Consider the following 26,448-nt stretch of genomic DNA (forward strand, 5'->3'; position numbering starts at 1 on the left):
CCGATGAATCATGGTGGAGTGCAAGCCTTATCGCAGTAGCGCGTCGGCGGCTGCGGCGATAGCGGTGGCGATGCTGCTCAGCGCGGGGGACTCGAGCCTCCACTGCTGCCAGTAGAGCGGGACATCGATATAGGAGTCGCCGTCGATGGGCACCAACCGGCCTGCGGCTTGATCCGCCTGGGTTTGCAGGTCAGGAAGCATGCCCCAGCCGAGCCCACTGCGAACGGCGTCGCCGAAGCCGGTCGAGGAGGGGATGTAGTGGCGGGGCGGGTCGATGGGCTGCCTGCTGCGTCGTCGCATGTGCCGGTCCTGCAGGTCGTCCTTGCGGTCGAAGAGGACGACCGGCGCCACCGCGTAGGTCTTGGCGGTGGCACCGTCACCGAACCAGGTTCGGGCGAAGTCGGAGTTGGCCATCGGCCGGTAGCGCATCGCGCCGAGCCGTTCGACCTTGCAGCCTTGCACCGCCGCCGCGGTGGCGGTGATCGCCGCCATGACCGTCCCGTCGCGCAGCAGCCGGGTGGTGTGTTCCTCGTCTTCGCGGTGGATCTCGAAACACACGCCGGACGATGCTCGGCTCAGCGCGGGCATCACCCAGGTCTCCAACGAATCGGCGTTGACCGCGATCGGCAGCCGAATCGGCCGAGCGATACTGGGCTCCTGGCCGGTGTCGCCCAATTCGCGGGCGGTGTCACCGGCGAGCAGTTCGATCTGCCTGGCCAGCCGTAGCACCGCCAATCCGGATTCGGTGGCGCGCACGGGCTTGGTGCGCTGCAACAGGATGCGACCCGCCGCATCCTCCAGTGCCTTGATCCGCTGGCTGATCGCCGAGGGGGTGACCCGTAGGCTGCGCGCGGCGGCGTCGAAGGTGCCCTCGGTGACGGCCGCGTTGAGGGCACGGAGCTGGTCGAGCTGGAGGTCCATTAAGAAATCGTAAAGGTACGTGAGAATCTTTAGCTGGTCTTGCCTCGATTGCCCGCCTAACGTCGGCGGACGTGACGGCTTCCTCGGCAGCCCTGGCTGCGCTCTCAGGTCTTGGTTTCGGGCTCTCGCTCATCGTGGCGATCGGCGCGCAGAACGCTTTCGTGCTGCGACAAGGGCTGCGCGGGCAACATGTGCTGGCTGTCGTCACGGTGTGTGCGGTGTCGGATGTGGTGCTGATCGCCGCGGGTATCGGCGGCTTCGGGATAGTCGTGACCTCCGTCCCCGCAGTTGTCGAGATCGCACGCTACGGCGGGGCGGTCTTCCTGGCCGGATACGGTGTGCTCGCGGCGCGCCGGGCGCTGTCGAACGGCGCGCTCGCCGCGGCAGCCACCGGCGCCTCGGTCGCCCTCGGTGCCACCATTGCTACCTGTCTGGCGCTGACCTGGCTCAATCCGCATGTCTACCTGGACACCGTGGTGCTGCTCGGTTCCTTCGCCAGCACCTACGCCACCCCGGACCGCTGGTTCCTCGGGGTCGGCGCGATGCTCGGCAGCATTATCTGGTTCACCGCACTCGGCTACGGCGCCCGGCTGCTCGGCCCGCTGTTCGCCCGTCCCGCCGCTTGGCGGGTACTGGATTCTGTCATCGCGTTGGTGATGTGCGGTCTTGCCCTGGGGTTGGTGCTCACCGGTTGATCAGCGCTCGGTCCATGGCGCGCCGAGTGAAGAAGTCGTCCGGCTGCTCGCCTGGCGGGTACTGGGTTCTGTTACCGCGGCGGGTTCAGGCCGGATACAGCTCCTGTAGCTGCCGCTTGTAGATCTTGCCGGAGTCGTCGCGCGGCAGTGCGGCGACGATGCGCAGCGTGGCGGGGATTTTGTAGTCGGCGATCCGTCCGGCCAGCCCGGCACGCACCCGCTCTTCGGTGACGGTCGCGCCGGGCCGGGCGACGACATGGGCGGCGACGGACTCGCCGAGGTCACCGGTGTGCGGAATGCCGAAGACCGCAACGTCTTCGACATCGATGTCGGCCATGATGGCGGCCTCGATTTCGGCAGGGTAGATGTTGACACCGCCGGAGATGATGATTTCGCTGGAACGCCCGGTCAGGTAGAGATAGCCCGCGTCGTCGAGGTAGCCGGTGTCACCGACGGTGAGGTAGCCGGGCACCGCACTCGCCGGGGCATCGGTTCGGTTGAGATAGGTGAAGTCGGGCCAGTAGTCCGCACCGTGGACGAACACCTGCCCGATTTCGCCTGCGGGCAGCGCAGTTCCGTCGTCGGTGGCGACCACGACACCGGACCCGTCGACACCGCGGCCGACGCTGCCGGGATGCGCCAGCCATTCCGCGGCGCTGATCCAGGTGATGGTGCCCGCCTCGGTGCAGCCGTAGAACTCGATCAGAGCATCGCCGAACCAGTCGATCGCCGCCCTTTTCACCGCCGGTGGGCACGGTGCGGCGGAGTGGATGAGATGGGTGAGGCTGGAAATGTCGTAGCGGTCGCGAACCTCGGTGGGCAGCGAAAGCAGCCTGGACAGCATGGTCGGCACCACCTTGGCCTGCGTGATGCGGTGTTCGTCGACGAGTTGCAGGAACCGCTCGGCGTGCCAGCGAGGCATGATCGTGATGTCGGCGCCCATGCGCAGCGCGAGCACGGCGACGGCGTTGGGGCTGGTGTGATACATCGGTCCGGCCACCAGCATTCGGCCGCCGGGGGTGAGACCCATGCGCTGCGCGGTACCGCCCGCTATGGACAGCAGTTGATGTGGCGTCATGCGTTCGCGGAGTACACCTTTCGGTGTTCCGGTGGTACCGGAGGTGTAGATGAGTCCCATCGAATCCGCGATGGCGCCGTCGAGATGGCCGAGCGGTTCCGGATGGTCCCGGATCCAGTCCTCCAGGGTGGCGTGCCGGTGGGTGAGCTGCATTCGGTCGAGCCCGGCTTCGTCGAGGAGTTCGGCAGGCATGGCCACCTCGACGACCACCGGGTCGACGCCGGCCAGGGCAATGGCGTCTTCGACGATGCCGATGAACTCGGTATGCGCGATGATCAGACGGGCTCCGCTGTCGGCGAGTACATGCGCGACCTCGCGGGCCTGCCACCGAGTGTTGATGGGCACGGGATTCGCCCCGCACGTCGCGATGGCCAGCGAGACCTCGAGGAACTCGATGTCGTTGCGCAGCATGACCGCAACGCGGTCGCCGCGCGCGAGGTCGGCGGCGGCGAGAGCTGCCGCGAGCTGTCCGGCCCGCCGATGTGATTCCGCCTGCTCCCTGGTGCGGGCGCCACAGCTGATAGTGGGGATTGGTGAACCGGCCGGAGCATCGTTCATAAACCGCAGTCTGCCATGCGGATTCGGTGCGGCGAGCTGATCACGACCGGTGCCGCCGTGGGGTGGATTCGGGCCGGGTGAGGCCGAAGAATTCGGCGAGCTCGGCACTACATCAGCAACGTGCAGATCGACTTGGCGGGCGACCGCGCGGCGGTTCGGGCGAATGCAGTCCTCGCAATTGTTCCGACATCCACCGTGGACGGCAGGCTGGCCCCGGAACCCCTGTTCTCATCGGGAGGGGCCTACCGATTCGACGCTGTCCGCACACCCGAAGGCTGGCGATTCTCACGTGTGGAAACCGCACCTGTCTGGACCACAGGCACCCTGCCGTCCTGATCTGGTCACCCCGATCCCGGACTCCTGGCCGACGAGTCGGGACAACATCGCCGGCGGCGACGAGTGCCGAGCCACCCCTTTGCTGGCCCTATTTCCTTCGCGCGCAACGGCATTCGGACACACTGCCACCGCATCGCCGGAGCGGGCGAAGACATCGAAGGCGTCCGCGCTGAACTCGCGGAGGATGTCCGCTGTTCGCAGCGTGCCTGCCGTGCCGGACAAGGACACCCGCCGCGGCACGGCGCGTCTGTCCGGAATGCACCAGCGTGTGTGTGCGTCGCCGCTGCGAGTGCCCTCATCGAATGTCGGCTCACGACGAGGTATGCGCCCAGCGGCGTCCGGGTCCGCACAGCTATCGAATGTGGCCGACGAAGCGGCGACCGGCCACCCATCGGTCCTACTAGACTCGCACTCCGGCGGCACAGCCTGCCCGTTCGAGATCGTTGATCCCGCCGATACGGCGGTGCGGTAGCTAGGAGAGTTCACGCAGCCCGACGGGGCACGGGAAGGGGTGGGCCGGATGTGGTATCTGATCGACGTCGCCGAGCCGGATCGGGGAATTCGGTACATGCCGGAGGAGGGCATGGCTCGCGAGCGGTCGCTGCTGCGGGCGATCCGGCCGAGTTCTCTCGCCGTCTTGGCGAACTCGGCTCTCGCGCAGGCGATCGAGTCCAATGAGCAGTGCGCACGTGAAGTTCGTATTCGCGGCGAGCTACATGGTGTGCTGGCGGTGCCGGTGGCAGGTCCGGACGGGAAGCCGATGGCTGTGCAGCTGTGGGCGGGTGCACGGCCCGCTGACCGGGTAGATCCGCCGGGCATCGATGTGTTCGTGTGGGACGACAGGCAGTGGACCTTGATGAGTCACGGTTCCGGTGGCGCGGTGCTTCCCGCCGGTCACGAGTTGCTCCACGGCGCGTGGTTCCTGTCGCGGATCATCGAGTGTGAGGAACGAGACCGGCTGATCACCGCGGCCCTCGACCCGCGGCCGGGCGTCGAATGGCAGGGCCCGATGCGGATGCTGACCGCCGAAGAGGATCGGACCACCCGCGTGTTCGGCTTCTTCCGCTACCACGGACCGCATGCGCTGCGTGGTCTGTTGTTGCAGGTGGAGGCGGAACGGGCGGCGGGCATTGTGCTGCCGACCTATCACAATGACGCAGCCGCCGCCCTGCTCGGCGGCACCACCGCATTGATCGATATCGAGAGCATGCAGATCATCGAATGGCTGACGCCGCCACTGGCCGCAATCGCCTGGCGGCACCATCCCGCCTCGAAGGGTATGGATCCGGCTGATCGCGATGAATTCAATTTGGCCACAACACATCTCATCCACCCTGACGATAGGGAATGCTATCTCGCCGTTATGGCCGAGCTGGCCGCGCACCGCATCGAATACGCGCGCGCAGTGGTGCGATTGCTGACCGTGGATCGTGACTGGCTGCGCGTCGAGCTCTATTGCATTCGGCTGCCGCACGGCCTGCCGCGCTTTCTGGCCTGCCTGATCCGGCCGGTCGGTGCGGAGACGCCGACGGGTGTGGTGTCCGGGTAGTCGGTCGACGGCGCATGGGCGATTCCGGCATATCGGACCGAGTGAGACGGGGGTCACTGAACGGTTGCCGACGGCTCTGTTCGTTCTGTGTTAACGGCGTTACGCTAACCCTGTTAAACCCACGGGCAATCGAACAAGGGGAGTTGCTCATGCTCGTTCGGATCGCGCACGCGGCCACCAGGCACCCGCGCACCATCTTGCTGGCCGCGGCGCTGCTCGCGGTGCTCTGCGGGGTGTTCGGCGCCTCGGCGACCTCGCACATGAAGACGGGCGGCTTCACCTCTGGCGATGCCGAATCGACGCGGGTGGCGCAGCTGATCGCCGACAATTTCGGCGGCGCCCAACCCAATGTCATCCTGCTGGTCAGCACCGACGCGGGCGCCGACAGCCCGGCGGCCCGGGCCACGGGCGCCGGGCTGGTCGACTCCCTGCGCGCCCGCGGTGACGTGATCGGCGTCCAGTCCTACTGGAACACGCCACAACCGCTCGCCGCCGCGCTGCGCAGCAAGGACAACAAGAGCGCACTGGTACTCGGGTACATCACCGGCGACGAGACCGCGGCCCAACAGGTGGCGGGCGATATCGCCGAGCAGCTCACCGGGACCGCCGACGGCGTCACCGTCGATCAGGGCGGACTCAGCTCCGTCTATCACGATGTGAACACCCAGATCACCCACGATCTCGCGGTCGCCGAGGGGGTCGCGATCCCGCTGTCGTTCATCGTGCTGGTGCTCGTCTTCGGCAGCCTGGTCGCCGCGTTGCTGCCGCTGGCCGTCGGCATCTTCGCGATCCTCACCACGCTGGCGATCCTGCGCACGCTGACGGTATTCACCGACGTGTCGATCTTCGCGCTGAACTTGACGACCGCACTCGGACTCGCCCTCGCCATCGATTACAGCCTGTTCATCGTGAGCCGCTACCGCGAGGAACTGGCCAACGGCCTCGCGGTGGAAGCGGCCGTGGTCCGTGCGGTGCAGACCGCAGGGCGCACGGTGCTCTACTCGGCGCTGACCGTCGCGCTGTCGGTGGCGGCGCTCGGTGTGTTCAACCTGTACTTCCTGAAATCCTTTGCCTACGCGGGCGTCGCGGTCGTCGCCGCGGCCGCGGCGGCCTCGATCCTGATCCTGCCCGCCGTCCTGATACTGCTCGGAGAGCGGGTGAACGCGGCCGATATCCGAAAGCCATTGGGACGCCTGCTCGGTCGAGCCCCACGCGCCGATGTCCCGCTGGAGGAGACGTTCTGGTATCGGACGGTGAGCCGGGTGATGCGCCATGCCGCACCGGTCGCCATCGCGATCATCGTGCTGCTGCTCGCTGTCGGGTCCCCATTCCTTTCGGTGAAATTCGGCTACCCGGATGATCGGGTGCTCAATGCCAACGCCGCCGCGACCAGCCGCGAGGTCGGTGACGCACTGCGCAACGACTTCGCCGCCGATGTGGCCGCGAACACCACCATCGTGCTGGACGGCTACCAGGGCAGCCCCGCCGCGCTCGGCGACTATGCCGCCGGATTGTCGAAGGTGGAGGGCGTGGCCGGTGTGCTCTCCGGTGTCGGTGTGTACTCGGGCGGCATGAAGGTGTCGGCGGGCCCGCCGACCATGTCGAACAACACCGGCGCATTCCTCACTGTCGCAACGACGGTCGATCCGTTCACCGCGGCGGGCAAGACCCAACTGGCGCAGCTGCGCGCGGTGCCGAGTCCGGTGCCCGCGCTCTTCGGCGGCGCCGCGGCGACCAATGTCGACGCGCTCGACGCACTGGGCGCTCGGATCCCGCTGGCCGGTGCGTTGATCGTGCTCGCCACCTTCGTCGTCCTGTTCCTGTTCACCGGAAGTGTGCTGCTGCCGCTGAAAGCGCTTGCCCTCAATACACTCTCGCTGACAGCGGCCTTCGGCGCGATGGTCTGGATCTTCCAGGACGGGCACCTGTCGAACCTGCTCGGCAGCTCCCCGACGGGATATCTGGTCCCGACGATGCCGATCCTGATGTTCTGCCTCGCCTTCGGTATGTCCATGGACTATGAGGTATTCCTGTTATCCCGAATCCGCGAGGAATGGCTGGCTTCGGGACGCACCGCCGCCGACAACGTGCGCGCGGTCGCGATCGGCGTCGCGCGCACCGGGCGAATCTTCACCGCCGCCGCGTTGTTGATGGCGATCATCATGGCCGCCATGGTCACCTCGAAGGTGTCGTTCATCCAAATGATGGGCCTGGGGCTTACTTTGACGGTGCTCGCGGACGCGACACTGATCCGCGGTCTGCTCGCGCCCGCGCTGATGCGGCTGCTGGGCACTGCGAACTGGTGGGCGCCGGCTCCGTTGGCTCGGCTGCACGCCAAGATCGGGTTGAGCGAAGAGCCCGCCGTCCCCGCGTCCGACGAGCACACACTGGCCGGTCGTCGATGACCTTTGCGCGCAGACAACGTTCGGCCCGCGGCTCCGGACAGCAGCTGCGTGCCGAAATCCTCAGTGCCGCCAAGGAATTGCTGGCCCGCACCGGCAGCGTCGAAGCGGTGTCGATCCGTGAAATCAGCAAAATGGTGGGTGTCAGCGCGCCCTCGATCTACCGGCATTTCGCGGACAAGGATCAGCTCATCGAGGCGGTGGTCGCGCAGGTCTTCGAGGACCTCGAGGCGGTGATGCGCGCCGTAGGCGACCCCGCGGCCTCACCGATGGAACGCCTGCGTCAACAGGGCCTGGCCTACGTCCGGTTCGCCATCGAACACCCCGAGCAATACCGGCTGGCCACCACCCCCGGTCAGACCGCAGGTGCGGTCGATCAGGTGCTCGGCAGCGGCGCCTTTACGCATTTCGCCGCCGCGGTGAGCGAGTGCATGGCCGCCGGACTGTTCGAACCGGCCGACCCCATCCCCGTGGTACTGGAACTGTGGGCGAGCGCGCACGGCATCGCCTCGCTGCTGATTGCCAAACCGTATCTGCCGTGGGGTGATCTGGAAGCCGTCGCGGATCGAGTGATGCGCGCGGCCTGCGCCGGTCGCGTCGTGATCGACAACGTGCTCGGCGACGACGCGACACCGGAAGACCTCAGCCGGTGGGTGATCGAACAGCGCCAACACCGCTGAGCGCACGGTCAGTCGACAGCCGCAGGCACCCGCCCCGACGCGATCGCCGCAACGAGGGCTCGATGGTCGGCGATCGTCTGGTCGGCGTAGGCGAGCGCGAATTCACCCATGGCACGGTCGAAGGCGTCTCCGGCGCCGAGATAGGCGGCGATGGCAATGCGCTCGCCGGAGCGAGCGTGGGCGCGGGCCAGGGTGAGCCCGCACAATGCCGAGTACTGGCGCAACGTTGTCCGGGACATATTCTCGATCACCGCGGAGCCTTTCATATCCCGCAGCTGCCGCACGTAATAGTGGCGTTCGTCGGATCCGGTGGCCCAGCCGAGGAAGATATCGCTCGCGGCCTGGATCAGCCGCTGTCCGTTGACGACTCGGTGTCCATGGTGGCGGAACTTGCTGGGTGTGGTGTGCGGTGCGAGCACCGAGGCCTGGGCCTCCTTCACCTGAAGGAACAGTGGATGGCCGCTCTGGCGGCCGGCCAGCAGCGCGATGAAGCAGCGGGTTCCGACGCTGCCCACCCCGACCACTTTGCGTGCGATGTCCAGCAGGCGGTGTCGTTCCAGCAGCACCCGGCGCTCTTCGGCGAGCGTCCGGCGGTAGTCGGCCAATACCTGGTCGAGCGCGAGCGAGTCCACCTGCTCGATCGGTGTGAGCAGCGGTGGGCGGTTTCGGATACGCGGCATGCCGTCGGGACCGGCCTCGGTCAGTTTGCCGAGTGCCTGCAGGCTGGTATTGGACTTGGCCTGGGCGAGTACCTTCTCGACGCCCTTGCGGTGCGTGGGTTTGGTCACCAGCGCCGCCACCTCTTCGGCGTCGACCTGCTCATACCAGACGCTCAGCTCGTCGAGACCGGACAGATGATTCATGGACTCGCGATAGGAGCGGGCGGCGGCCTCGGCCGACCGGCGCGCGTCCGCGTCGTCGCCGCCGTTGCCGCGCACGGCCACCGCGATGCTCGCGACGAGCCGTTTGACGTCCCACTCGAAGGGGCCGGGCAGGGTTTCGTCGAAGTCGTTGAGGTCGAACACGAGCGAGCGTTCCGGCGAGGCGAACAGCCCGAAATTGGACAGGTGCGCGTCACCGCAGAGTTGTACGGTCAGACCGGTATTCGGCGAGCCGGCGAGGTCGGCGGCCATGATCGCCGGCGCGCCGCGCAGGAATGGAAACTGTGCTGCCGCCATCCGGGCGTAGCGGAGGGGGACCAGCTCTGGCACCCGGGTGGCGGCCTGTCGCTCGAGCACCGAAATCGGGTCGGCGCGGTCCGGGGCAGCCGCCCAGCTGCCGAGCGCGGAACGGGGGACCCGCCGCCGGGTCGCACGGCCCATGTCCGCAGCGGCCTGCGCGGTCATCGCGATGGTGTGGTCCGCCATCCGCTCAGTCTTGCCCGCCGGTCCGGCTACGACAACCATCCGGCAATCAGCTGGCGCGTCGCAGCCCCGTGCGTGCCCGGACCGCCGGACACGCACGGCGCAGCGTGACCTGTGTCAGAGCCTGCTCACTGCTGGGCGGGGACGATCGGTGTGCTGCCACCGGGGCCCGGTGCGGGGGGAACCAGGGCGCCGGCCGGTGTATTCCCGCTCGGCGCGGGCTTCGCGGGCGGGGGTGCGAGCATGTGTAACGGCAACGGCGGTGCCTGGGGCGCCGGGCCGCGCGCGGGCGGCGGACCGGCGTTTTCGCATGCGGTGGCCTGACTTTCGCTGCACGCCGCCGGACCGATCGGAACGATCGGTTCGGCAGCGGCGGTCGCCGCGGCGAAAACAAGCGTGACCGATGCCCCCGCAGGCACGATCCACGAGCGCCACCCGCTCGATCGAATCACAGCCATATCGGGTCACCGTAGACCGCGACCGAATTGTCGGCCGTCGCCGTGGATATCGAGACGATCGCGAAGGAGCGCAGGCTGACCGCACCGGCACACGCATCGATCTTGATCTGCACCTGGTCGACCGAGATCGAACCATGTGCTCCGGCAAGCGTTTTCGTGCCGAGCGTGATGCTGCTGATGGTGCCCGGCTTGATCGTCGCCGAGATATTCGGCAGGACGAGTGCGCTGCCGCCGACCGCGAGGCCGGGTTGCGGGACGATGGTCACCATCGCGTTCGGGCCGATCGCGGCCGAGAGTCCCATCGACAGGCCATTTGTCACATCCGCCTGGCATCCGATCTGGTATCCCAGCTGCACCGTCCCCGAATTCACCGCGGTCCGGCCTTCGCCGCTGATGTCGGCGGCTGCCGACAAGCTGACGAAACCCTCACGGGTAAACGGCGTTGCTGCCAGATTGGGGATGTGTTGAACGTCTTCCGCAGTCTTGCTGACCTGCAGATCCCAGCCGTCTTCGGTGCTGATGGAGCGGGATTTGTCCGCTAGTTGATCGGCGGTGGCGGTGGCGGCAGTCATGCCGAATGCCGCTACCGCAGCGACGCTCAGCATCGCTATGGTCGAGCCCTTCAATGAAAATCCTTAACGCTAGTCCCAGTCCGGCGCTATAGTACGGGCTCGACCCCGCAGCGCGGCATCGGACGAATGCCCCCCATTGCTGGGTAATGGCTGGTTTGACGGTCTTTCGGCAACCAAGTAGTGCTGCGCCCGTCCGTATTCGCGTTGGCGGCGGATTACATAGCGCCCCGGTGCAATTGCGCTCGCGCCGTGTTCGCGATGGATGAGGTAGGCGAACTCCGATGCCTCGAGCATGCCGATTGCCAAGCGGGTGGTATCCCGAATGGTGGTGGTCCACCGGCACGTCCGGTAGTCGGCGACCAGTGCATGGGGATTGCCGCCCGCCGCGCTGCCATCGCGCTCGACCGAGCCGTTCACCGCGAGCAGCGCTCGGACGTTGCCGCCCCACTCCGGTGGCGAATCGTAGAGTTGCACTGCCGAGCCCGGATTGCCTGGATCGTCGGCCTCGCCGATCAAGCAAATGGGGCAACGCCACCGCATGCATCGCTCTGGCGGCGCTACCGGCTTATCGCCGCTCTGGCGAGCAGCTTTCACGCGTGGTAGCGCCGCAGGTACTCAGAAGGTCTTGTGCGGGACGCCGACGGTGAGGCCGCCGTCGATCACGAATTCGGCGCCCGTCGAATACGACGACTCGTCGCTGGCCAGGTAGGTCACCAGGGCGGAGACCTCGGCGGGTTCGGCGGCGCGGCCCATCGGGATCTGCAGGAAGTCGGCGGGAATGCCCTCGGTCATCGGGGTGCGGATCAGGCCGGGATGCACCGAGTTGACTCGAATTCCGTATTGCGCCAATTCGAGTGCGGTGGACTTGGTCAGGCCGCGGACGGCGAACTTGGTCGCGGTGTAGCCGTGCAGGCCGGGGCTGCCGCGCATGCCCTCCACGGAGGAGATATTGATCATCGAGCCACCGCCCGCCTCGATCATGGCAGGGGTGGCGGCCTGCATGCCGAGGAAGGTGCCGGTGAGATTGATGTCGACGATCCGCTGCCATTCGGACAGTTCGAAGTCGACCAGCAGGTTGCCATTGACGATGCCCGCGTTGTTCACCAGAACGTTCAGTGAGCCGAATCGGTCGACCGCTGCGGAGACCGCGTCGCGCCACTGCTGCGGCTCGCGGACATCGAGGTGAACGTAGGCGGCGTTGTCGCCGAGTTCCTTGGCCAGCGCGGCGCCTTCGTCGTCGAGGAGATCGCCCAACACCACGCGCGCGTCCTCGGCCACCAGAGCCTTGGCGTGTGCGGCGCCCATGCCGCGCGCCCCGCCACTGATCAATGCCACCTTGCCGGTCAACCGCGCCATCGCGGCACCTCCGTTTCTCGTCTGTTGCCGAACACGGTCAACCTACTGGAACGCGTTGCAGAAATGTGTCGATCGCGCTGCGTCGACGAGCCTACCGACGGTCGCTCGCGCAGTGTCTCGGGCCGATATTCCGGGTAGAACGTAGGGTGCGGAGTATGAGCGAGCCCACCTCTTTCACCATGGAATCGCTGCGGAAAGCCGCGGGTGCAGAGCTCGGCGTGAGCCGCTGGATCGAGATCGGCCAGGACCGCATCGACGCGTTCGCCGAGGCGACCGAGGATCGGCAATGGATCCACGTCGACCCCGAGCGTGCCGCGACCGGCCCGTTCGGGACGACCGTTGCCCACGGTTATCTCACGCTGTCACTGCTCCCGCCGATCATGGCCGACCTGATGGTCGTCACCGACGCCGCGGCCCGAGTCAACTATGGCCTGAACACCGTGCGGTTCCCGTCGCCGGTGCCCGCGGGGTCGCGCATCCGCGGCCGCGCCCGGATTGTGAGTGTCGAGGAGGTTCGTGGCGGTCTGCAGGCCGTCGTGCGGGTGACGATCGAACGCGAGGGCGGCGACAAGCCCGCATGCGTCGCCGAATACATCGTCCGCGCCCTCGACTGAAGCCGAGATTCCGTCGGGAGCACTGCGCGGTCCTATGGCATCATCAATATGGAACGCGTTCTAATTCTGTTCGGTGAACCGTGCGGAAGGAGGCTCCCGATGTCGAACCCGAACCGCGATGCGGCGACGGCGATGCGACGGTTCGGGCGGCGCACTCGGGTGCCCGATATCGCCGAGGTGCCGGGTGGGCGATTGGTGGACTTGCCGGGGCGCGGGCGGACCTACGTGGTCGACATACCGGGGCCTGCGGGTGCGCCGACGCTGGTTTTGCTGCACGCGACGGCCTGCACCGGATACCTCACCTGGTTTCCCGCGCTCGACGCGCTTGCCGAGCGGTTCCGGGTGATCGTGTTCGACCAGCGCTGGCACGGCCGCGGCATTCGCTCACCGCGGTTCTCGGTCCAGGACTGCGCCGACGATGTCGTCGCGGTGCTCGACGCAGTGGGTGTGCAACGCGCCATCTGCGCGGGATACTCCCTCGGCGGAGTCGTCGGATTGCTTGCCGCGCACCGTCATCCGGATCGAGTGAGCGGTCTGGTGTTGTGTGCGACGCCATATCGGTTCCAGGAGAAGTTGCGCGAGCGTGCGTTTCATCAAACCTTCGGTGCACTCGCGGATGCGTTCGGCCCCTACGCCTTTCAGCGGGCCGAGCTGTATCACGAACGGCTGCCGGAACTGCCGGATCACACCTGGCCGCCCGGCAAACTCGAACGGTGGGCGCTGGCGGAATTCCGCAGCACGAGCGGATGGGCGCTTGCGCAGGTCATCGCGGAGGTCGGTCGATTCGATTCGACCCCATGGCTCGCCGGCCTGAAAATGCCGACAGCTGTTGTCATCACGACCCGGGACCGGGCGATTCCCGTCTATCGCCAGCTGGAGATGGCAACCATGATTCCCGGTGCGACCATTCATTTGGTCAAGGGCGGCCACGCGTCGTGCGTGCTGGCGGCCGACCGCTTCGTGCCGGTACTACTCGACGCGTGCGCCGCGGTTGCCGCCCGAGTGACCTCGAGCAAGGCTGCGACAGGGGAGTGATTGCGCACCGGCCGCGCACGGCTATCGGTCTCGTGCGGGCTTCGGGAAGGCGATTTCGCGCCGGGCGGCGGGCTACAGGCTGCCGGGCGCGGGGAGAGGTGTCGCCGGTTGGCTCGGGCGTCGATGCCCGGTGAGCCTGGTTGGCAGACCCTGTTCGGCGGCGATGGCGAACAGGGCGGTGGTGGATCAGCGCAAGGTGCGTGCCGCGGCGAGTAGTTCGTCGACTACGTCGGGTACGGCGTCGGCGAGCGTCGCGACGTCGGGCACCAGTTCCTTGCAGGCGATGAAGCCGAAATCCAGATCATCGTTGTTGGACAGGACGGTGACCGTGAGCCCGGCGCCGTGGAAGACCGGACCGAACGGATACATGCCGTCCACGCGGACGCCGAGGAAATACAGCGGCATCGGCGGGCCCGGCACATTGGAGACCACCAGGTTGTGCACCACAGGATGGTGTTCGGCCAACTTCAGCGACGAGTAGACGCGGGCGGCGAGCTGAAAAGTGTTCGGCGGGGCGTACTTCGACCAGTCCTGCAGGAAATCGGCGCCGATGAGCTTGTACTCCTCCTTGGCGCCGCGATTGAACTCGGCCACCTGCTGCAGGCGCTCCACCGGATCGGCGATATCGGTGCCGAGGCGCGAGAACAGCGTCGAGACCTTGTTGATGCCCGCGTCGTGGCGGGAGTCTTCGTGCGTCGAGACCGGCACCGAGGCGATCAGCGAACGGTCGGGCAGCTCGTCGTGCTTCTCCAGATAGGTGCGCAGCACTCCGGCGACGATGGTCAGCACCACGTCGTTGACCTTGACCCCGAAGGCGGTCTTGATCTCCTTGATGGCATCGAGTTTCGTCTCGGTGAACGCGACCGCTCGATGTGGGGTGATCGCCCGATTGAACGGTGTCCGCGGTGCAGTCAGCGGTAAAGCCATGCCCGCCTTGTTCTCTCGGCGTCGCTGTACGAATCCGGCCACCATGCCGAGAGTCTTCGGCACCATGCCGACCAGGCCCGCCTTGTTCGGAAAATTGATCAGCCCCTCGGCGGCCAGCTTCCAATCGTTCGGCTTCGGCTCCGGTTGCCATTGCTCGGTCGGTTCGGGTCGCGTTGCCCCGGGTTCCAGATCGCACAGGTGCATCATCATGTTGGCTCCGGTGATGCCGTCCACGGCTGCGTGGTGGTACTTGCAGATCACCGCGATCTTGTCGCCTGCGAAGCCCTCGACCACGTTCATCTGCCACAGCGGACGGTTGCGATCCATCGGCCTGCTCGCGATATCGCCGACCAGTTCGGCCAGCTGTTCGCGCCCGCCGGGGCTCGGAATGCCGATGCGTCGAATGTGGTAGTCCAGGTCGAAATCCGGGTCCTCCACCCAGACCGGATGGTCGAGATTGAAAGGCACCTCGTGCACGCGCCGTCGCATCTGTGGGACCAGCGGTAATCGTCTGCCGAGTTCTGCTTTGAATGTGTCGAACGAGTAGTGCGTGCTCCCTGCGGTGGGATCGAGGATCAGCAGTGCACAGACGTGCAGGTGCTGGGTCCCGGTCTCGAGGTACAGGAAGCTGGCATCCAATCCGGTTAGTCGCTCCATAGCAAAACCCTACTAGAACGCGTTCTAGCGTTCCGGGTAACGGGAGGGAGGTGAGTCGCAGTGGGGGTCTCTATTGTCACGTCGGTCGATGCGGCTGGTGGGCGTGGTATGTCCGGCACGCATTGTGTGTTACCCGTGGTTCCATGTATGTGTATGATCGTTGCTACAGCCACGCAGGAAGGTGTGCAACGAAGCGGTGTGGCTCGTGCGGAAAAGGAGTACCGATGAAGCTACTTCGCCGGGCTGAGCGGCGGCCGGACATCGATCCGGGTGAGGTCGCGCTGCATGCCCGCAATGTGCAATTCGACTGGGCCGACACGCCACTGCACTGGATGCCGGCCGAGCCGATCGCGTCGCATCTGATCAACGCGCTGAATCTGCTGCTGCCCGAGGGCGAGCGCATGTTCTGTGCCGCGTACACCGAGGCGCTGCCATTCGTGAAGGACGAGAAGCTGCGCGAGGCCATGTTGGGCTTCATCGGCCAGGAGTCGATGCACGCGGAAACGCACGACAAGGTGCTGCACGAGGTGCTCGCCGCCAACGGCATCGACCCCGGGCCGTATGTGCGCCAGGCCGAGTTCCTGTTCCGCAAGACGCTGGGCCCGAAGGATGTAGCGGGTATCGCGCAGCGTCAGGTGATGGTGGAACGACTCGCGGTCATCGCGTGTTTGGAACACTTCTTCGCCTACCTCGGTGACTGGGTGCTCAATGCTGATCTGGAGAGGTTCGAGGCCGACCCGCGCGTCGCGGATCTCTTCCGCTGGCATGGTGCCGAAGAGGTAGAACACCGGCATGTCGCGCACGACGTAGCGGTCTACTTCCACGCGGGCTACCTCCGGCGTGCGGCGGTGATGATGATGGTGTTCCCGATCTTCATCACCCTGGTGGTCCGCGGGACCAAATTCATGGTGTATCAGGATCCGGCGCTGCCCGACCTCGGCTACCCACGGTTGATCACACGTGTCTTCGGATCGATGTGGCGAGGCGCGCTGCCCGGAGTGCCGTCGCTGCTGTGGAGCGCGTTGACGACCTTCAAGCCGGGCTACAACCCGGAATCGGTCGGATCTACCGCGCAAGCGGTGGCCTATCTGGCCAAGTCTCCCGCTGCCCGTGCGATCGCCTCGTGAGCGAGCGGAACATGGTTGCCGGGCGTCACGAAACGGTGGCGTCGAGCACGAGTCGGGCGGCGTTGTGAGCTACTTGCCTGCCCCGGGACAACTGCCGGCGGACCTGTTCGGCAAGCGCGATCGCGACCGGGCAGTTCGAGTGCTCGACGTGGTCGCCTCCGCGCGGCTGCGTTGGAGCACGCTGATCAACCGCAAGGATCTCGCGCCGCGGATCGACGACCGCCGTCTGACGCTGGTACTGACCGGCCGACGGATCGAGGCGCACGATCAGGACGTGGTGAGCCTGCGATTGGAAGCGCCGGACGGTCGCGAACTTCCGCCGTGGCGTCCCGGCGCGCACCTGGATCTGGAACTGCCCTCGGGGCGGTTGCGCCAGTACTCACTGTGCGGTGATCCGGCCGATACCCGTGCCTATCGGGTTGCGGTGCGCCGTATTCCGAATGGCGGCGGTGGTTCGATCGAGGTGCACGACGAGCTGCCGGTCGGTTCTCGCGTCATGGTGCGCGGGCCGCGCAACGCGTTTCCGTTCGCGGTGCCCGGCCACGGATCATATGCCGCCCGCCTGCATTTCATTGCGGGCGGCATCGGGATCACGCCGATCCTGCCGATGGCACGACTGGCAATGCGGCTCGGCATCGACTGGTCGATGGTGTATACCGGCCGCAACCGTGACACCATCCCGTTCCTCGACGAGATCGAGACATTCGGTGATCGTGTCACCATCCGCACCGACGACGAACACGGGCTGCCCACTGCCGCAACGCTATTGGCGGGCGTCGACGCCGATACCGCCGTGTATTGTTGCGGCCCGGTGCCGATGATCACCGTCGTCACCGACGCGGTGCGCGAAATGCCGGGCGTGGAGTTGCATTCCGAACGATTCGCACCGCCACCGATCATGGACGGTCAACCCTTCGAAATCGAATTCGCCGCTACCGGTGAGGTCGTCGAGGTGGCGGCGGACCGGTCCGCGCTCGACACCATCCTGGAGAGCCGTCCGGACCGGCCCTACTCGTGCCGCCAGGGCTTCTGCCGCACCTGCAAGGTTCGGGTGCTCTCCGGTGCGCCCGATCATCGCGAAACCGTGCTGACCGCGGCCGATCACGCGGCGGGCGACATGCTCGTCTGCGTCTCGCGGTCGCAGGGCGGGCGATTGGTGCTCGACCTATGAGCGCGCACCCGCGCCACAGCGGCCGCAAGCGACCGGCCGACCGCCGACAGCACGCCGCGGTCATGAGCACGAAACCGGGGAACAAGGAGACACGGCAATGACGACGACCGACATCGGCTCGGCGGTCACCGAGCGCATCGTCCGCAGCGGCGAATTCGACATCGCGGTATACGAATACGGCGATCCGAGCGCGGAAACCATTGTCCTCGTACATGGTTGGCCGGACACCCATCATCTCTGGGACGCGGTCGTGCCGTTGCTCGCCGGACGGTTCCACGTCGTCACCTACGACACCCGCGGTCACGGTCGATCCACCCGCACCCGGCGCACCGAGGACTACCGGCTGGACGCCCTCGCGACCGACTTCTTCGCGGTCGCCGACGGGGTCAGCCCCGACCGGCCGGTACATGTGCTCGCGCACGACTGGGGTTCGGTGCAGGTGTGGGAGGCGGTCTGTGAGCCGCAGGCGGCCGAGCGGGTCGCATCCTTCACCTCGGTGTCAGGTCCCAACCTCGATCACATCGGAAAGTGGATGCGCGACAGGCTTTCCCGGCCGACGCCGCGCAATGTCTGGCAGCCGTTCAGTCAGCTGCTCTCCTCGGCGTACACGTTCTTCTTCATGACACCGGGACTGCCGCGGGCGACCTTCGGGTTGCTCGGCACCGAGCGGCGGTGGCAGCGGGTGGTCTCGATCATGAACGAGACCCCGACCTCGAACATCACACTCGGACCGACCTTCCGCAAGGACATCGTCGACGGTCTGCTCATCTACCGGGCCAATATCGTGCAGCGCATGCTCGCCCCGCGCGAGCGGCATACCGAGGTCCCGGTGCAGCTGATCGTCGCAGGTCGTGATGTCGCCGTCCGGCCGGCGGGCTTCGACGACGAGCCCAAATGGACCTCGAGGCTGTGGCGGCGCGATATCCCGGCCGGGCACTGGATGCCGTTCTCGCACCCCGAGCTGCTCGCCACCGCGACCACCGAGCTCATCGATACGCTCAACGGCGGATCGGTGCCGCGCGGGCTGCGTCGCGCCGAGGTCGGCCGCAGCAAGCGGCCCTTCGAGGACCAGCTGGTTGTCATCACCGGCGGCGGCAGCGGCATCGGCCGCGAGACCGCGCTCGCCTTCGCCCGGCTCGGCGCCGAGATCGTGCTGTCGGACATCAACCTGGTGGCCGCCAAGGAAACCGCGGAGCTGATCGGCGCCGAACACGGCGTTGCGCACGCCTATGAGCTGGACGTGTCGAACGAGTCGGACATGACGGCACATGCGGCGGCCGTGCTCGCGGCGCACGGTGTGCCGGACATCCTGATCAACAATGCCGGAATCGGCCAGGCGGGCGGCTTCTTCGACACCCCGTCGGCGGAATTCGATCGTGTGCTGCGGATCAATCTGGGCGGTGTGGTCAACGGCTGCCGCGCCTTCGGCTCCGCCATGGCCGAGCGTGGGCTCGGCGGGCACATCGTCAACCTGTCCAGCATGGCCGCCTACAGCCCGCAGCAGGGGTTCAGCGCGTACTCCACGAGCAAGTCGGCGGTATTCATGTTCTCCGACTGCCTGCGCGCGGAGTTGGCCGCGAACAATATCTCCGTGCACACCATCTGCCCAGGCGTCGTACACACCAATATCGTTGTCACCACGACCTTCTCGGGTGTCAGCGCCGATGAGGAGAAGCGCAAGCAGGAGCAGTACGACAAGCTCTACCGGATGCGGCGCTACGGGCCGGAGAAGGTCGCCGAGCAGATCGTGTGGGCCGTGGAACGCGACCGCAGCATCGTCCCGGTCACTCCGGAGGCGCGGTTGCAGTACCAGTTCAACAAGTTCGCTCCGGCGATCGTCCGGTTCGTAGCCGCACGGGTGAAGCTCACCTGAGTCTCATCCGGATGACTCCGACGCTCGGCCGAGTTCGGCTTCGATAGCCGCGACTCGCCGGGCGTCGATGCCCCACGGATGGTCGACGCCGACCTTGGCGTCGAGGTCCCAGAGCACGCAGGTTTCGCCGGGCGCGGCGACCATGGACCAGGCGACCACGGTGCGTCCGAGTTGTTCCGCCATCGTGCCGTGCGAGGACTTCTTCGGCGAATTCTCCGGTGGCCCAACGCCGTCCGGATAGTGGTGCAGAAACCGCCCGTAGGCGGTAGCGCAGAACGCGGCGTAGCGCTCGGTGCAGAGAATGAACCCGTGCCATGCCTCGTCGACGGCGTGCGACGGCATTCCGATCACCTGGCCGTCGCGCATCGCGGCACCACAGCAGCGCAACCACTGCCGCAGGCCGGTTTCCACCAGGTCGCGTGGCTGCCACGGGCTGGTCTTGAAGACGGCCTCGGGCAATTCGAGCGCGGCCACGGTGCTGTCGACTTCGTGGAGATCGATTCGACGCCGTAGTCGGTTTCGGAGGCGCAAGAGGACCACAATTCACTGTACGGCTCTTTCGTATTCCGCCGCGATCTTGGTGGTGCGGAAACCATCGGCAGGACAGCGCACAACCGCTGCTCGCCGGTGAAATAATCGGGCTCCGATCCGTGCACGTGGACGGTGCGGGCCGATACCATTTCCGTATGGTGTCGTCGATCGGCCTCGCGCTCGTCGTTTTGTTTGTTTTGGTGGCTGGGGTCGGCGGCATAATCGCGGTCGTCATCCTGGTAATCGTCAAGGCGTCCAGTACGCCGCCACCGCGCCGCCGGCGTCCCGGGCGTGGTTCGCCGTGGATGGCCGGGGGCTCGGGCGGTGGCAGTGATTCCGGCGGGGGCTGCGGTGGCGGAAGTAGTTGTAGTGGCGGCAGCAGCTGTAGCGGTGGAAGTAGCTGCGGCGGCGGCGGAAGTAGCTGCAGTGGCGGCAGCAGTTGCGGGGGCGGGGGCAGCAGCTGTGGCGGCGGTTCCTGACCGATTCCGGCGGCCGCCGGAACTGCTGCGGCCTGACAGTTCAGCGTCGGCGTGACGGCGCGTCCGTGCGACGCTCGACGCGCACTCTCGGCAATCGAGAAGCGTGGCAGCAGTGAGCGGCTCGGAGTCGTGGCCGGTGTCGACCCCGCCGTCGGGTGATTCTGCTCGAAGAGTAATCGGCAGTCGTCGGCTTGACCTGAACAGTGCTTCAGGTTTCATGCTCGTTCACGAACCGATCGAGCAAGAAACGATGGAGGATGTCATGCGGGCCGTGCAGGCAACAGAATTCGGTGGACCGGAAGTACTCGCGGTGCGTGAGGTACCGGAACCGGTGGCCGGGCCGGGTGAGGTGGTCGTCGACGTCTCGGCCGCCGACGTGATGTTCCTCGACACACAGTTGCGCAGCGGTTGGGGCACCGAATTCTTCGAGCTGGAACCGCCATATGTGCCGGGCGGCGCCATCGGCGGGGTGGTCTCGGCGGTCGGTGCGGGCGTCGAGGAATCCTGGCTCGGGAAGCGGGTAGCCACGGCCACCGCGGCCAGTGGCATCGGCGGTGGGCGGCCGATCGGGGGATACGCCGAAAAGGCACTCGCCAAGGCGGACACTCTGGTCGCCGTAGCCGACGGCCTGAGCGTGCTGCAGGCGGTCGCGCTGGCCCACGACGGCAAGACGGCCCTCGCGGTATTCGACAGGGCAGAGATCAAGCCCGGGGAGTGGGTGTTGATCACCGCGGCGGGTGGCGGCTTGGGCACCCTGCTGATCCAATTCGCCCGCGCCGCAGGCGCACACGTGATCGCTGCGGCGCGCGGTGCCGCGAAGCTGGAGCTGGCCACTCGGCTCGGTGCGGAGGTCGTCGTCGATTACTCCGAGCCCGATTGGCAGGCCGCCGCTCGTGCCGCGACCGGTGGGACTGGTGTGAACGTCGTATTGGACGGTGCGGGTGGCGCTTTGGGTGGGGCCGCCGTCCAAGCTGCCGCCGATGGTGGTCGATTCATCGGATACGGCGCTGCCGCAGGTGGATTCGCCGAGGTGGATCAGGCCGATGCTGCGGCCCGCAGCATCAGCGCGCTCGGGCTGTTCGACATCACCGGTGACAGCACCGATTGGCACGCGCTAGCACAGCGCGCCCAGTCCGCGGTGGTGGCGGGCAACGTGGAAGTGGTTATCGGCCAGACCTTTCCGTTGGAGGAGGCCGGTCGTGCGCACACCGCAATCGCCTCTCGCGCCACGGTGGGGCGCACCCTGCTGACGGTGTGAGCTGGGACCGGCGGAGCCTGGGCGACAGCTGGTCTGTGCTTCAGGCCCAGTCGGTTCTTTACAAGGGCAGGCTGGTTCGATCGTCGGCTGGTACATCGCACAGCGGACGGCGGTATTTCATTGTGTGAGCCGACAGGCAGACTCGCAAAGTAGCTGCGGCAGTGAACAACTGGTCGTCAGACTGGCTGCAGACCGGCCGACTGGGCGCTAATGTGCCTGCGTGCAAACTCTGATTGTCGTTGTCGTTGTTGTCGCGGTGCTGGCCCTCGTCACCGCGGTCGTGCAGTTCGCCAGCAGGCTACCGGAGGACGACGGTCGTTGGGACAGCGGCGATTCCGACGAAGACTGGGATGACAGCGAGGACGACTGAGGGCGCTCAGCCGACCGGGGTCAGCACCACGACCGCGATCGGCCGCTTGGTCAACTTCTGATACGCGGTGTACCGCCCCTGATTCACCTTGTCCACGATCTCCCACCGCCGCGCATAATCCGGATCATCCGGCAACGTCGGCCGTGCAACAACCTTCATCTTCCGTCGCCCGACCTGAATTTCGCATTCCGGCTTCGCCTTCAGATTCGTCAACCACCCTGGTGGCCGCGGCGACCCACCATTCGACGCGGTCACCAGATAGTCATCCCCGTCCCGCCCGTACGTCAGCGCCGACGTCCGCTCCTGCCCCGTCTTGCGCCCCACTGTCCGCAACAACAAGGTCGGATTCCCGAACAACACCCGATGCCCCACCACCCCGCCACTGTTCTCATAAACCCACTGATGAACCTTCAGCACATTCTCGAACACACTGGCCACGGCCCGACCCTCCAAATGGTGGTGTTGACGCCCCACCCTAACCACTCCTGGGTATCCGACTGGTGCAAGCCACGCCGCACCCGGTAGCATCCCCCACGCCTGCGGGACACCCGCAGAAGAGGGGCGGTAGCTCAGTCGGTTAGAGCCGTGGACTCATAATCCATTGGTCGTGGGTTCGAGCCCCACCCGCCCCACAAAACCCTGATGAGCAGGGTGGATGGGTGCTGGAGACCTGGCCTGGAATGGCCAGGTCTCCATTTACTCTCCATTTTCGTCCGGGAGCTGAAACGCGTCGAACCGATCCCGGGCGTCAGGGCCTTGGTGGGTTCGTTCGATGTAGTGCCGTCGGGTGACTGCCTCGGTGTTGCCCAGCTGCGCTGCCGCGACGGCGACGTCGGATTGGCCACCGTCCTCGTCCTCCGACAACTGTGTTCCCACGGTCTTGCGGGCGGCGTGCGGGTTCGTGGGGATGTCGGTGACACCGATGCGGTTCAGTGCCCGCAGGAGCTGCTTGCGCACATTGCGTGGGTCGCGCAGTGTGCCGCGTGCAGACGGGAACACGAGGTCGTCTGGATCGTTGGGGAGAAGCGCGCGTCGGGCTTGCAGCCGTGCCACCGCCCAGCCGGGCAGGACAAGACGCCGTTTCCCGTTCGGACCTCCCTTGGGGTGGGGCTGGATGATCATCCCGCCACCACGCAGCCGGACGACGGTGTCCTCGACGAAGACGGTCGGCTTGGCAGCATCGAGGTCGAAGTGCTTCCACTTCAAGGCCATGGCTTCGCCGATGCGGCAGCCGGTGGCGAGTAGGAGGTCTACCAGGTCGGCGATCCCATTGACGCTGGCGAGTTCGTCGTCGCGCAGGCCCATGCGGATGCGCTGAACCTCCTCGACCGACCACGCGACTACGGGTTTGTCCTCGACGATGATGGGCGCGAGGAGTTTGACGATGTTTCCGGGACTGGCGCCGTAACGGTGGGGTTCCCCTGAAGTAGTGGACATCTGAGATAGCGGGACCGATGGTCCCTGGAAGGATGTTCGCCATGCCTCGTCCGCGTCGATCGTATTCGCCTGAATATCGGGTGGAAGCGGCGCATCGAGTGATCGATTCCGGTCGGCCGGTGCGGGAGATCGCCCGTGAGCTGGACGTGCACGAGAACCTGCTGCACAAGTGGGTGCGCGAAGAACGCCGCCGTATGGCCGCGGCCGGCCAGACCGGTGGTCGGGCTCCGGATGATAGTGGTGGCCAGCCACTTTCAGCCGATGAGCGCACGGAATTGGTGCGGCTGCGAGCGAAGGTCGCCGAGCAGGCCAAGGACATCGTGTTCGCGACCGCTTCCGAACTGGTGAGGCCGGAATCCACCACTACGCAGAGCGGGCCCCCTGGATTGTTGCTGGAATCGACGCACTCCTTCGCGCCGATGACCCCGACTACGCCGAAGTGGGCGCCCTGATCAGTGAGGCGCACCGTTTGCTCCGCGATTGTGTCCACAGCTCAACGCCGCTCATCGAGGAATGCGTCGAGCGCTGCTTGGCCTCCGGCGCTTACGGTGCCAAGCTGAGCGGGTCCGGCCATGGCGGTTGCCTGTTCGCGCTGGTCCCATGGGATGCGATCGGCCGCGTACGGGTTGCTGTTGCTGGATTACCGGTCCGTGTGATGGTGTTCACGTCCGGAGCGCTCGGGGTGGCCTTCACTCCAACCGACCACTACGAGGGGAACTGATGCCTGACCGGGATCTGTCCAAGATCATCAAAGCCTACGACGTCCGTGGCCTCGTCGGTACCGACCTCGACGACGACTTCGTCCGACAGGTCGGCGCAGCCTTCGCGCGACTGGTCGGTACCACCGTCGCCATCGTGCACGACATGCGGCCGTCGTCGCAGCCGTTCGCAGCGGCCTTCTCCGAAGGTGTTGTCAGCCAGGGCCAGAACGTGATCAACGTCGGCCTCGGCAGTACGGATCTGGTGTACTACGCAGCCGGGCACCTGGACGTTGCGGGCGCGATGATCACGGCCAGCCACAATCCCGCCCGCTACAACGGCATCAAGCTCTGCCGCCCTGGCGCCACTCCAGTCGGCATGGACACCGGCCTCGGTGAGATACGCCGAATGATCCAGGAGGGCATTCCCGCCTACGACGGACTCGCAGGCGCGGTCACCACGCGCCCGGACCTGGTCAACGGCTACGCGGCCTACCTTCGCGAACTTGTGGACCTGTCGGGCATCCGGCGACTCAAGATCGCGATCGACGCTGCCAACGGTATGGGCGGCCATATGGTGCCGCGCGTCTTCGACGGCCTGCCGGTCGACATTGTTCCGATGTACTTCGAACTCGACGGCACCTTCCCCAACCACGAAGCAAACCCACTCGACCCAGCCAACCTCGTCGATCTCCAAGCCGAAGTCCGGTCCAGCGGCGCGGACATCGGCCTGGCGTTCGACGGCGACGCCGACCGCTGTTTCGTCGTCGACGAAACCGGCTCTCCTGTCGCCCCTTCGGTGATCGTCGCGCTGATCGCGACCCGAGAACTGGCGAAAGCTCCCGGCTCGGCGATCGTCTACAACGTCATCACTTCCCGCGCGGTACCAGAGATCGTCACTGAGCACGGTGGCACGCCCGCACGTACGCGCGTCGGCCACACCTTCATGAAGAGCCTCATGGCCGAGCGTGACGCGGTGTTCGGCGGCGAGCATTCCGGGCACTACTACTTTCGCGACTTCTGGCGAGCGGACACTGGAATGCTCGCAGCGCTGCATGTGCTCGCAGCGCTCGGCACGACAGACAAGCCGCTGTCCGAGCTGGTCTCCGAGTACAGCCGATACGTCGCCTCCGGTGAGATCAACTCTGAAGTGGCCGACGTACCAACAACACTGAACCAGATCGAGCAGCATTTCAACGGCGCACAAACCGATCGGCTCGACGGACTCACCGTGCAGCTCGACGACGGCGCGTGGTTCAATCTACGGCCGTCCAACACCGAGCCACTGTTGCGGCTCAACGTCGAAGCATCTGACGCCGCGACCATGGCTCGAATCCGCGACGACGTCTTGGCACTCGTACGGCAGTGATGACCACTCGCGGCCTATGAATCAGACCCTCTTGCGGGAGTTGATGCCCCGTGACAGCGTGTACGCAGCGGGTTTGCGCGCAGCAACCGCCGATCAGATTGTCCGGGCAAAGACCCAGTGGAGAGTCGCCGTGATGGCCCTCGCTCATCGCCTGCACGCTCTCGAGTTGCTGACGGATTGGATGTATCGATCGGATGGTGTCGAACTGAGCCAGCGCGGTTTCCGTACCGCGGAACCAGGCTCTACGCTGACCCACGAACAATCCCAAGTAATGAGCAAGGTGATCAACGCGCTTTGCTCCGAAGGCATGCAGACACGTGAGATCGCTCGGGCCTTCGGCCTTTCGGTCAACGAGTTGACCACTTACATGTTCGGGCGTGCAATGACCCCCCACGCCGGAGGCGGCCAATCCAGCGGACAGAGCGAGCGCCCGAGTCTCGTAGCGCTTCCCTCCCTACGTCCGGGCCGACCGCGAACGCTGAAGGTCGCGGCGACCGTTCCTCGATCCCCATACAGCTGACTGTTTACTCCTGTGGCCACCTGGCTCCGGGCGACCGCAGGAGCATGGCGTCGACCAACGTCGAGACTTCAGCCCGGTAGCTTCCAGGCGCTGCCTACTGTTCGGATTACCTCCGACCGTCTGGGACGCATAGCTCCGAGAGCAGTGATCAGGGTTTACCTCTCAGTGTGGACGGTCTCGGATGGTTGGCGCAGCGATCGATGTTCTATCTGGTGCGACCGGCGATGAAACCTGTTCAGCATCAATCAGTGTCGAATATCGCTCGACTAATAGCGTTGTACTGAACGCAGTTTCGGATAGTCGCTGTCCAAACATTGGTCATGGCACGTACTCTGCGTGGAGTGCCTCATCGTCACCCGTACTGCTGGCGGGGAGGTATCGAGCCATCCACAAGGTGCTCGGGGTGGGTGGAA

At 66.1% G+C, this 26,448-nt stretch carries 26 protein-coding genes and 1 tRNA gene; 16 read left to right on the top strand and 11 right to left on the bottom strand.

Translation table 11 applies throughout. The features are described 5' to 3' along the window. Window positions 1-27: 27 nt before the first annotated feature. Window positions 28-921, bottom strand: coding sequence for a LysR family transcriptional regulator ArgP (locus ACLMAL_RS07855; RefSeq protein WP_411998469.1), 894 nt, complete (start codon window positions 919-921; stop codon window positions 28-30). Between the two features lie 71 nt (window positions 922-992). On the opposite strand from ACLMAL_RS07855, the gene ACLMAL_RS07860 reads away from it, so the two are divergent. Continuing rightward, window positions 993-1,616 carry a LysE/ArgO family amino acid transporter gene (locus tag ACLMAL_RS07860; RefSeq protein ID WP_411998470.1) on the top strand — a complete coding sequence of 208 codons (624 nt, stop codon included), beginning with the start codon at window positions 993-995 and terminating at the stop codon, window positions 1,614-1,616. Window positions 1,617-1,701: 85 nt separating this feature from the next. Here ACLMAL_RS07860 and ACLMAL_RS07865 read toward each other — a convergent pair whose 3' ends face one another. Continuing rightward, window positions 1,702-3,252: an AMP-binding protein gene (locus ACLMAL_RS07865; protein WP_411998471.1), complete on the bottom strand. Its 1,551-nt coding sequence runs from the start codon at window positions 3,250-3,252 to the stop codon at window positions 1,702-1,704. A gap of 90 nt (window positions 3,253-3,342) precedes the next feature. Here ACLMAL_RS07865 and ACLMAL_RS07870 point away from each other — a divergent pair, with 90 nt between their 5' ends. The 4 genes from ACLMAL_RS07870 (at window position 3,343) to ACLMAL_RS07885 (ending at window position 8,219) form a co-directional block, all read left to right on the top strand. Beyond that, the gene (locus tag ACLMAL_RS07870) at window positions 3,343-3,588 is read left to right on the top strand and encodes a nuclear transport factor 2 family protein (protein ID WP_411998708.1); all 246 of its coding nucleotides are present in this window, start codon (window positions 3,343-3,345) and stop codon (window positions 3,586-3,588) included. A gap of 520 nt (window positions 3,589-4,108) precedes the next feature. Further along, window positions 4,109-5,137, top strand: a complete 1,029-nt coding sequence (locus ACLMAL_RS07875) for a hypothetical protein (RefSeq protein ID WP_411998472.1) — start codon at window positions 4,109-4,111, stop codon at window positions 5,135-5,137. A 149-nt stretch (window positions 5,138-5,286) separates the two neighbouring features. After that, complete coding sequence (locus ACLMAL_RS07880; RefSeq protein WP_411998473.1) at window positions 5,287-7,542, top strand: MMPL family transporter; 2,256 nt, start codon at window positions 5,287-5,289, stop codon at window positions 7,540-7,542. Further along, the gene (locus ACLMAL_RS07885) at window positions 7,539-8,219 is read left to right on the top strand and encodes a TetR/AcrR family transcriptional regulator (protein ID WP_406237473.1); all 681 of its coding nucleotides are present in this window, start codon (window positions 7,539-7,541) and stop codon (window positions 8,217-8,219) included. The genes ACLMAL_RS07880 and ACLMAL_RS07885 overlap by 4 nt, the downstream gene beginning before the upstream one ends. 8 nt (window positions 8,220-8,227) lie before the next feature. Here the strand turns inward: ACLMAL_RS07885 and ACLMAL_RS07890 are convergent, their stop codons facing one another. The 5 genes from ACLMAL_RS07890 to ACLMAL_RS07910 form a co-directional block, all read right to left on the bottom strand. After that, the gene (locus ACLMAL_RS07890; RefSeq protein WP_411998474.1) at window positions 8,228-9,586 is read right to left on the bottom strand and encodes a DUF2252 domain-containing protein; all 1,359 of its coding nucleotides are present in this window, start codon (window positions 9,584-9,586) and stop codon (window positions 8,228-8,230) included. Between the two features lie 125 nt (window positions 9,587-9,711). Then, window positions 9,712-10,041, bottom strand: a complete 330-nt coding sequence (locus tag ACLMAL_RS07895) for a hypothetical protein (protein WP_328410934.1) — start codon at window positions 10,039-10,041, stop codon at window positions 9,712-9,714. Next, a complete protein-coding gene (locus tag ACLMAL_RS07900; RefSeq protein ID WP_411998475.1) occupies window positions 10,032-10,667 on the bottom strand; it encodes an MspA family porin in 636 nt (211 codons plus the stop codon). The genes ACLMAL_RS07895 and ACLMAL_RS07900 overlap by 10 nt, the downstream gene beginning before the upstream one ends. 15 nt (window positions 10,668-10,682) lie before the next feature. Then, window positions 10,683-11,087 (bottom strand): hypothetical protein, encoded by a 405-nt coding sequence (locus tag ACLMAL_RS07905; RefSeq protein WP_411998476.1) that lies wholly within the window; start codon window positions 11,085-11,087, stop codon window positions 10,683-10,685. A 141-nt stretch (window positions 11,088-11,228) separates the two neighbouring features. Beyond that, on the bottom strand, window positions 11,229-11,969 hold the full coding sequence (locus tag ACLMAL_RS07910) for a glucose 1-dehydrogenase (protein WP_411998477.1): 741 nt from the start codon (window positions 11,967-11,969) through the stop codon (window positions 11,229-11,231). Window positions 11,970-12,124: 155 nt separating this feature from the next. Here ACLMAL_RS07910 and ACLMAL_RS07915 point away from each other — a divergent pair, with 155 nt between their 5' ends. Both ACLMAL_RS07915 and ACLMAL_RS07920 read left to right on the top strand, forming a co-directional pair. Continuing rightward, window positions 12,125-12,583, top strand: coding sequence for a MaoC family dehydratase (locus ACLMAL_RS07915; protein WP_411998478.1), 459 nt, complete (start codon window positions 12,125-12,127; stop codon window positions 12,581-12,583). Between the two features lie 99 nt (window positions 12,584-12,682). Further along, window positions 12,683-13,618 carry an alpha/beta fold hydrolase gene (locus tag ACLMAL_RS07920; RefSeq protein WP_411998479.1) on the top strand — a complete coding sequence of 312 codons (936 nt, stop codon included), beginning with the start codon at window positions 12,683-12,685 and terminating at the stop codon, window positions 13,616-13,618. Window positions 13,619-13,804: 186 nt separating this feature from the next. Here ACLMAL_RS07920 and ACLMAL_RS07925 read toward each other — a convergent pair whose 3' ends face one another. Further along, complete coding sequence (locus ACLMAL_RS07925) at window positions 13,805-15,202, bottom strand: WS/DGAT/MGAT family O-acyltransferase (protein WP_411998480.1); 1,398 nt, start codon at window positions 15,200-15,202, stop codon at window positions 13,805-13,807. A 224-nt stretch (window positions 15,203-15,426) separates the two neighbouring features. Between ACLMAL_RS07925 and ACLMAL_RS07930 the strand changes: the two genes are divergently transcribed. The 3 genes from ACLMAL_RS07930 to ACLMAL_RS07940 all read left to right on the top strand — a co-directional run bounded on the left by ACLMAL_RS07930 (window position 15,427) and on the right by ACLMAL_RS07940 (window position 19,373). Then, window positions 15,427-16,329: a metal-dependent hydrolase gene (locus tag ACLMAL_RS07930; RefSeq protein WP_411998481.1), complete on the top strand. Its 903-nt coding sequence runs from the start codon at window positions 15,427-15,429 to the stop codon at window positions 16,327-16,329. 73 nt (window positions 16,330-16,402) lie between these two features. Next, entirely contained in the window at window positions 16,403-17,500 is a 1,098-nt protein-coding gene (locus ACLMAL_RS07935; RefSeq protein WP_411998709.1) for a PDR/VanB family oxidoreductase, read from the top strand. A 97-nt stretch (window positions 17,501-17,597) separates the two neighbouring features. Continuing rightward, the gene (locus ACLMAL_RS07940; protein ID WP_411998482.1) at window positions 17,598-19,373 is read left to right on the top strand and encodes an SDR family oxidoreductase; all 1,776 of its coding nucleotides are present in this window, start codon (window positions 17,598-17,600) and stop codon (window positions 19,371-19,373) included. A 3-nt stretch (window positions 19,374-19,376) separates the two neighbouring features. Here the strand turns inward: ACLMAL_RS07940 and ACLMAL_RS07945 are convergent, their stop codons facing one another. Next, complete coding sequence (locus ACLMAL_RS07945) at window positions 19,377-19,904, bottom strand: hypothetical protein (RefSeq protein WP_411998710.1); 528 nt, start codon at window positions 19,902-19,904, stop codon at window positions 19,377-19,379. A 696-nt stretch (window positions 19,905-20,600) separates the two neighbouring features. On the opposite strand from ACLMAL_RS07945, the gene ACLMAL_RS07950 reads away from it, so the two are divergent. Then, the gene (locus ACLMAL_RS07950) at window positions 20,601-21,641 is read left to right on the top strand and encodes a zinc-binding dehydrogenase (protein WP_411998483.1); all 1,041 of its coding nucleotides are present in this window, start codon (window positions 20,601-20,603) and stop codon (window positions 21,639-21,641) included. A gap of 220 nt (window positions 21,642-21,861) precedes the next feature. Next, window positions 21,862-22,011, top strand: coding sequence for a hypothetical protein (locus ACLMAL_RS07955; protein ID WP_411998484.1), 150 nt, complete (start codon window positions 21,862-21,864; stop codon window positions 22,009-22,011). Window positions 22,012-22,017: 6 nt separating this feature from the next. Here the strand turns inward: ACLMAL_RS07955 and ACLMAL_RS07960 are convergent, their stop codons facing one another. Beyond that, window positions 22,018-22,449, bottom strand: coding sequence for a nitroreductase family deazaflavin-dependent oxidoreductase (locus ACLMAL_RS07960; RefSeq protein WP_411998485.1), 432 nt, complete (start codon window positions 22,447-22,449; stop codon window positions 22,018-22,020). A 120-nt stretch (window positions 22,450-22,569) separates the two neighbouring features. On the opposite strand from ACLMAL_RS07960, the gene ACLMAL_RS07965 reads away from it, so the two are divergent. Next, window positions 22,570-22,643, top strand: a tRNA-Ile gene (locus tag ACLMAL_RS07965). A gap of 64 nt (window positions 22,644-22,707) precedes the next feature. Here the strand turns inward: ACLMAL_RS07965 and xerC are convergent. Continuing rightward, complete coding sequence (gene xerC, locus ACLMAL_RS07970; protein ID WP_411998486.1) at window positions 22,708-23,448, bottom strand: tyrosine recombinase XerC; 741 nt, start codon at window positions 23,446-23,448, stop codon at window positions 22,708-22,710. 41 nt (window positions 23,449-23,489) lie between these two features. On the opposite strand from xerC, the gene ACLMAL_RS07975 reads away from it, so the two are divergent. The 3 genes from ACLMAL_RS07975 to ACLMAL_RS07985 are packed head-to-tail and all read left to right on the top strand — an operon-like array spanning window position 23,490 to window position 25,515. Then, a complete protein-coding gene (locus ACLMAL_RS07975) occupies window positions 23,490-23,900 on the top strand; it encodes a transposase (RefSeq protein WP_411998487.1) in 411 nt (136 codons plus the stop codon). Beyond that, on the top strand, window positions 23,888-24,169 hold the full coding sequence (locus tag ACLMAL_RS07980; protein ID WP_411998488.1) for a hypothetical protein: 282 nt from the start codon (window positions 23,888-23,890) through the stop codon (window positions 24,167-24,169). The genes ACLMAL_RS07975 and ACLMAL_RS07980 overlap by 13 nt, the downstream gene beginning before the upstream one ends. Then, window positions 24,169-25,515 carry a phosphomannomutase/phosphoglucomutase gene (locus tag ACLMAL_RS07985; RefSeq protein ID WP_411998489.1) on the top strand — a complete coding sequence of 449 codons (1,347 nt, stop codon included), beginning with the start codon at window positions 24,169-24,171 and terminating at the stop codon, window positions 25,513-25,515. The genes ACLMAL_RS07980 and ACLMAL_RS07985 overlap by 1 nt, the downstream gene beginning before the upstream one ends. Window positions 25,516-26,448 lie beyond the last annotated feature (933 nt).

The sequence above is a fragment of the Nocardia sp. CWNU-33 genome, from assembly GCF_046764895.1.
Taxonomy (GTDB): Bacteria; Actinomycetota; Actinomycetes; order Mycobacteriales; family Mycobacteriaceae; genus Nocardia.

Excerpts from the sequence above, each read along its gene's own strand:
- ACLMAL_RS07895 (WP_328410934.1), bottom strand. The coding sequence starts at position 10,041 with ATGGCTGTGATTCGATCGAGCGGGTGGCGCTCGTGGATCGTGCCTGCG.
- ACLMAL_RS07890 (WP_411998474.1), bottom strand. The coding sequence starts at position 9,586 with ATGGCGGACCACACCATCGCGATGACCGCGCAGGCCGCTGCGGACATG.
- ACLMAL_RS07910 (WP_411998477.1), bottom strand. The coding sequence starts at position 11,969 with ATGGCGCGGTTGACCGGCAAGGTGGCATTGATCAGTGGCGGGGCGCGC.
- ACLMAL_RS07865 (WP_411998471.1), bottom strand. The coding sequence starts at position 3,252 with ATGAACGATGCTCCGGCCGGTTCACCAATCCCCACTATCAGCTGTGGC.
- xerC (WP_411998486.1), bottom strand. The coding sequence starts at position 23,448 with ATGTCCACTACTTCAGGGGAACCCCACCGTTACGGCGCCAGTCCCGGA.
- ACLMAL_RS07925 (WP_411998480.1), bottom strand. The coding sequence starts at position 15,202 with ATGGAGCGACTAACCGGATTGGATGCCAGCTTCCTGTACCTCGAGACC.
- ACLMAL_RS07915 (WP_411998478.1), top strand. The coding sequence starts at position 12,125 with ATGAGCGAGCCCACCTCTTTCACCATGGAATCGCTGCGGAAAGCCGCG.
- ACLMAL_RS07885 (WP_406237473.1), top strand. The coding sequence starts at position 7,539 with ATGACCTTTGCGCGCAGACAACGTTCGGCCCGCGGCTCCGGACAGCAG.
- ACLMAL_RS07930 (WP_411998481.1), top strand. The coding sequence starts at position 15,427 with ATGAAGCTACTTCGCCGGGCTGAGCGGCGGCCGGACATCGATCCGGGT.
- ACLMAL_RS07985 (WP_411998489.1), top strand. The coding sequence starts at position 24,169 with ATGCCTGACCGGGATCTGTCCAAGATCATCAAAGCCTACGACGTCCGT.
- ACLMAL_RS07855 (WP_411998469.1), bottom strand. The coding sequence starts at position 921 with ATGGACCTCCAGCTCGACCAGCTCCGTGCCCTCAACGCGGCCGTCACC.
- ACLMAL_RS07975 (WP_411998487.1), top strand. The coding sequence starts at position 23,490 with ATGCCTCGTCCGCGTCGATCGTATTCGCCTGAATATCGGGTGGAAGCG.
- ACLMAL_RS07880 (WP_411998473.1), top strand. The coding sequence starts at position 5,287 with ATGCTCGTTCGGATCGCGCACGCGGCCACCAGGCACCCGCGCACCATC.
- ACLMAL_RS07875 (WP_411998472.1), top strand. The coding sequence starts at position 4,109 with ATGTGGTATCTGATCGACGTCGCCGAGCCGGATCGGGGAATTCGGTAC.
- ACLMAL_RS07940 (WP_411998482.1), top strand. The coding sequence starts at position 17,598 with ATGACGACGACCGACATCGGCTCGGCGGTCACCGAGCGCATCGTCCGC.
- ACLMAL_RS07950 (WP_411998483.1), top strand. The coding sequence starts at position 20,601 with ATGCTCGTTCACGAACCGATCGAGCAAGAAACGATGGAGGATGTCATG.
- ACLMAL_RS07920 (WP_411998479.1), top strand. The coding sequence starts at position 12,683 with ATGTCGAACCCGAACCGCGATGCGGCGACGGCGATGCGACGGTTCGGG.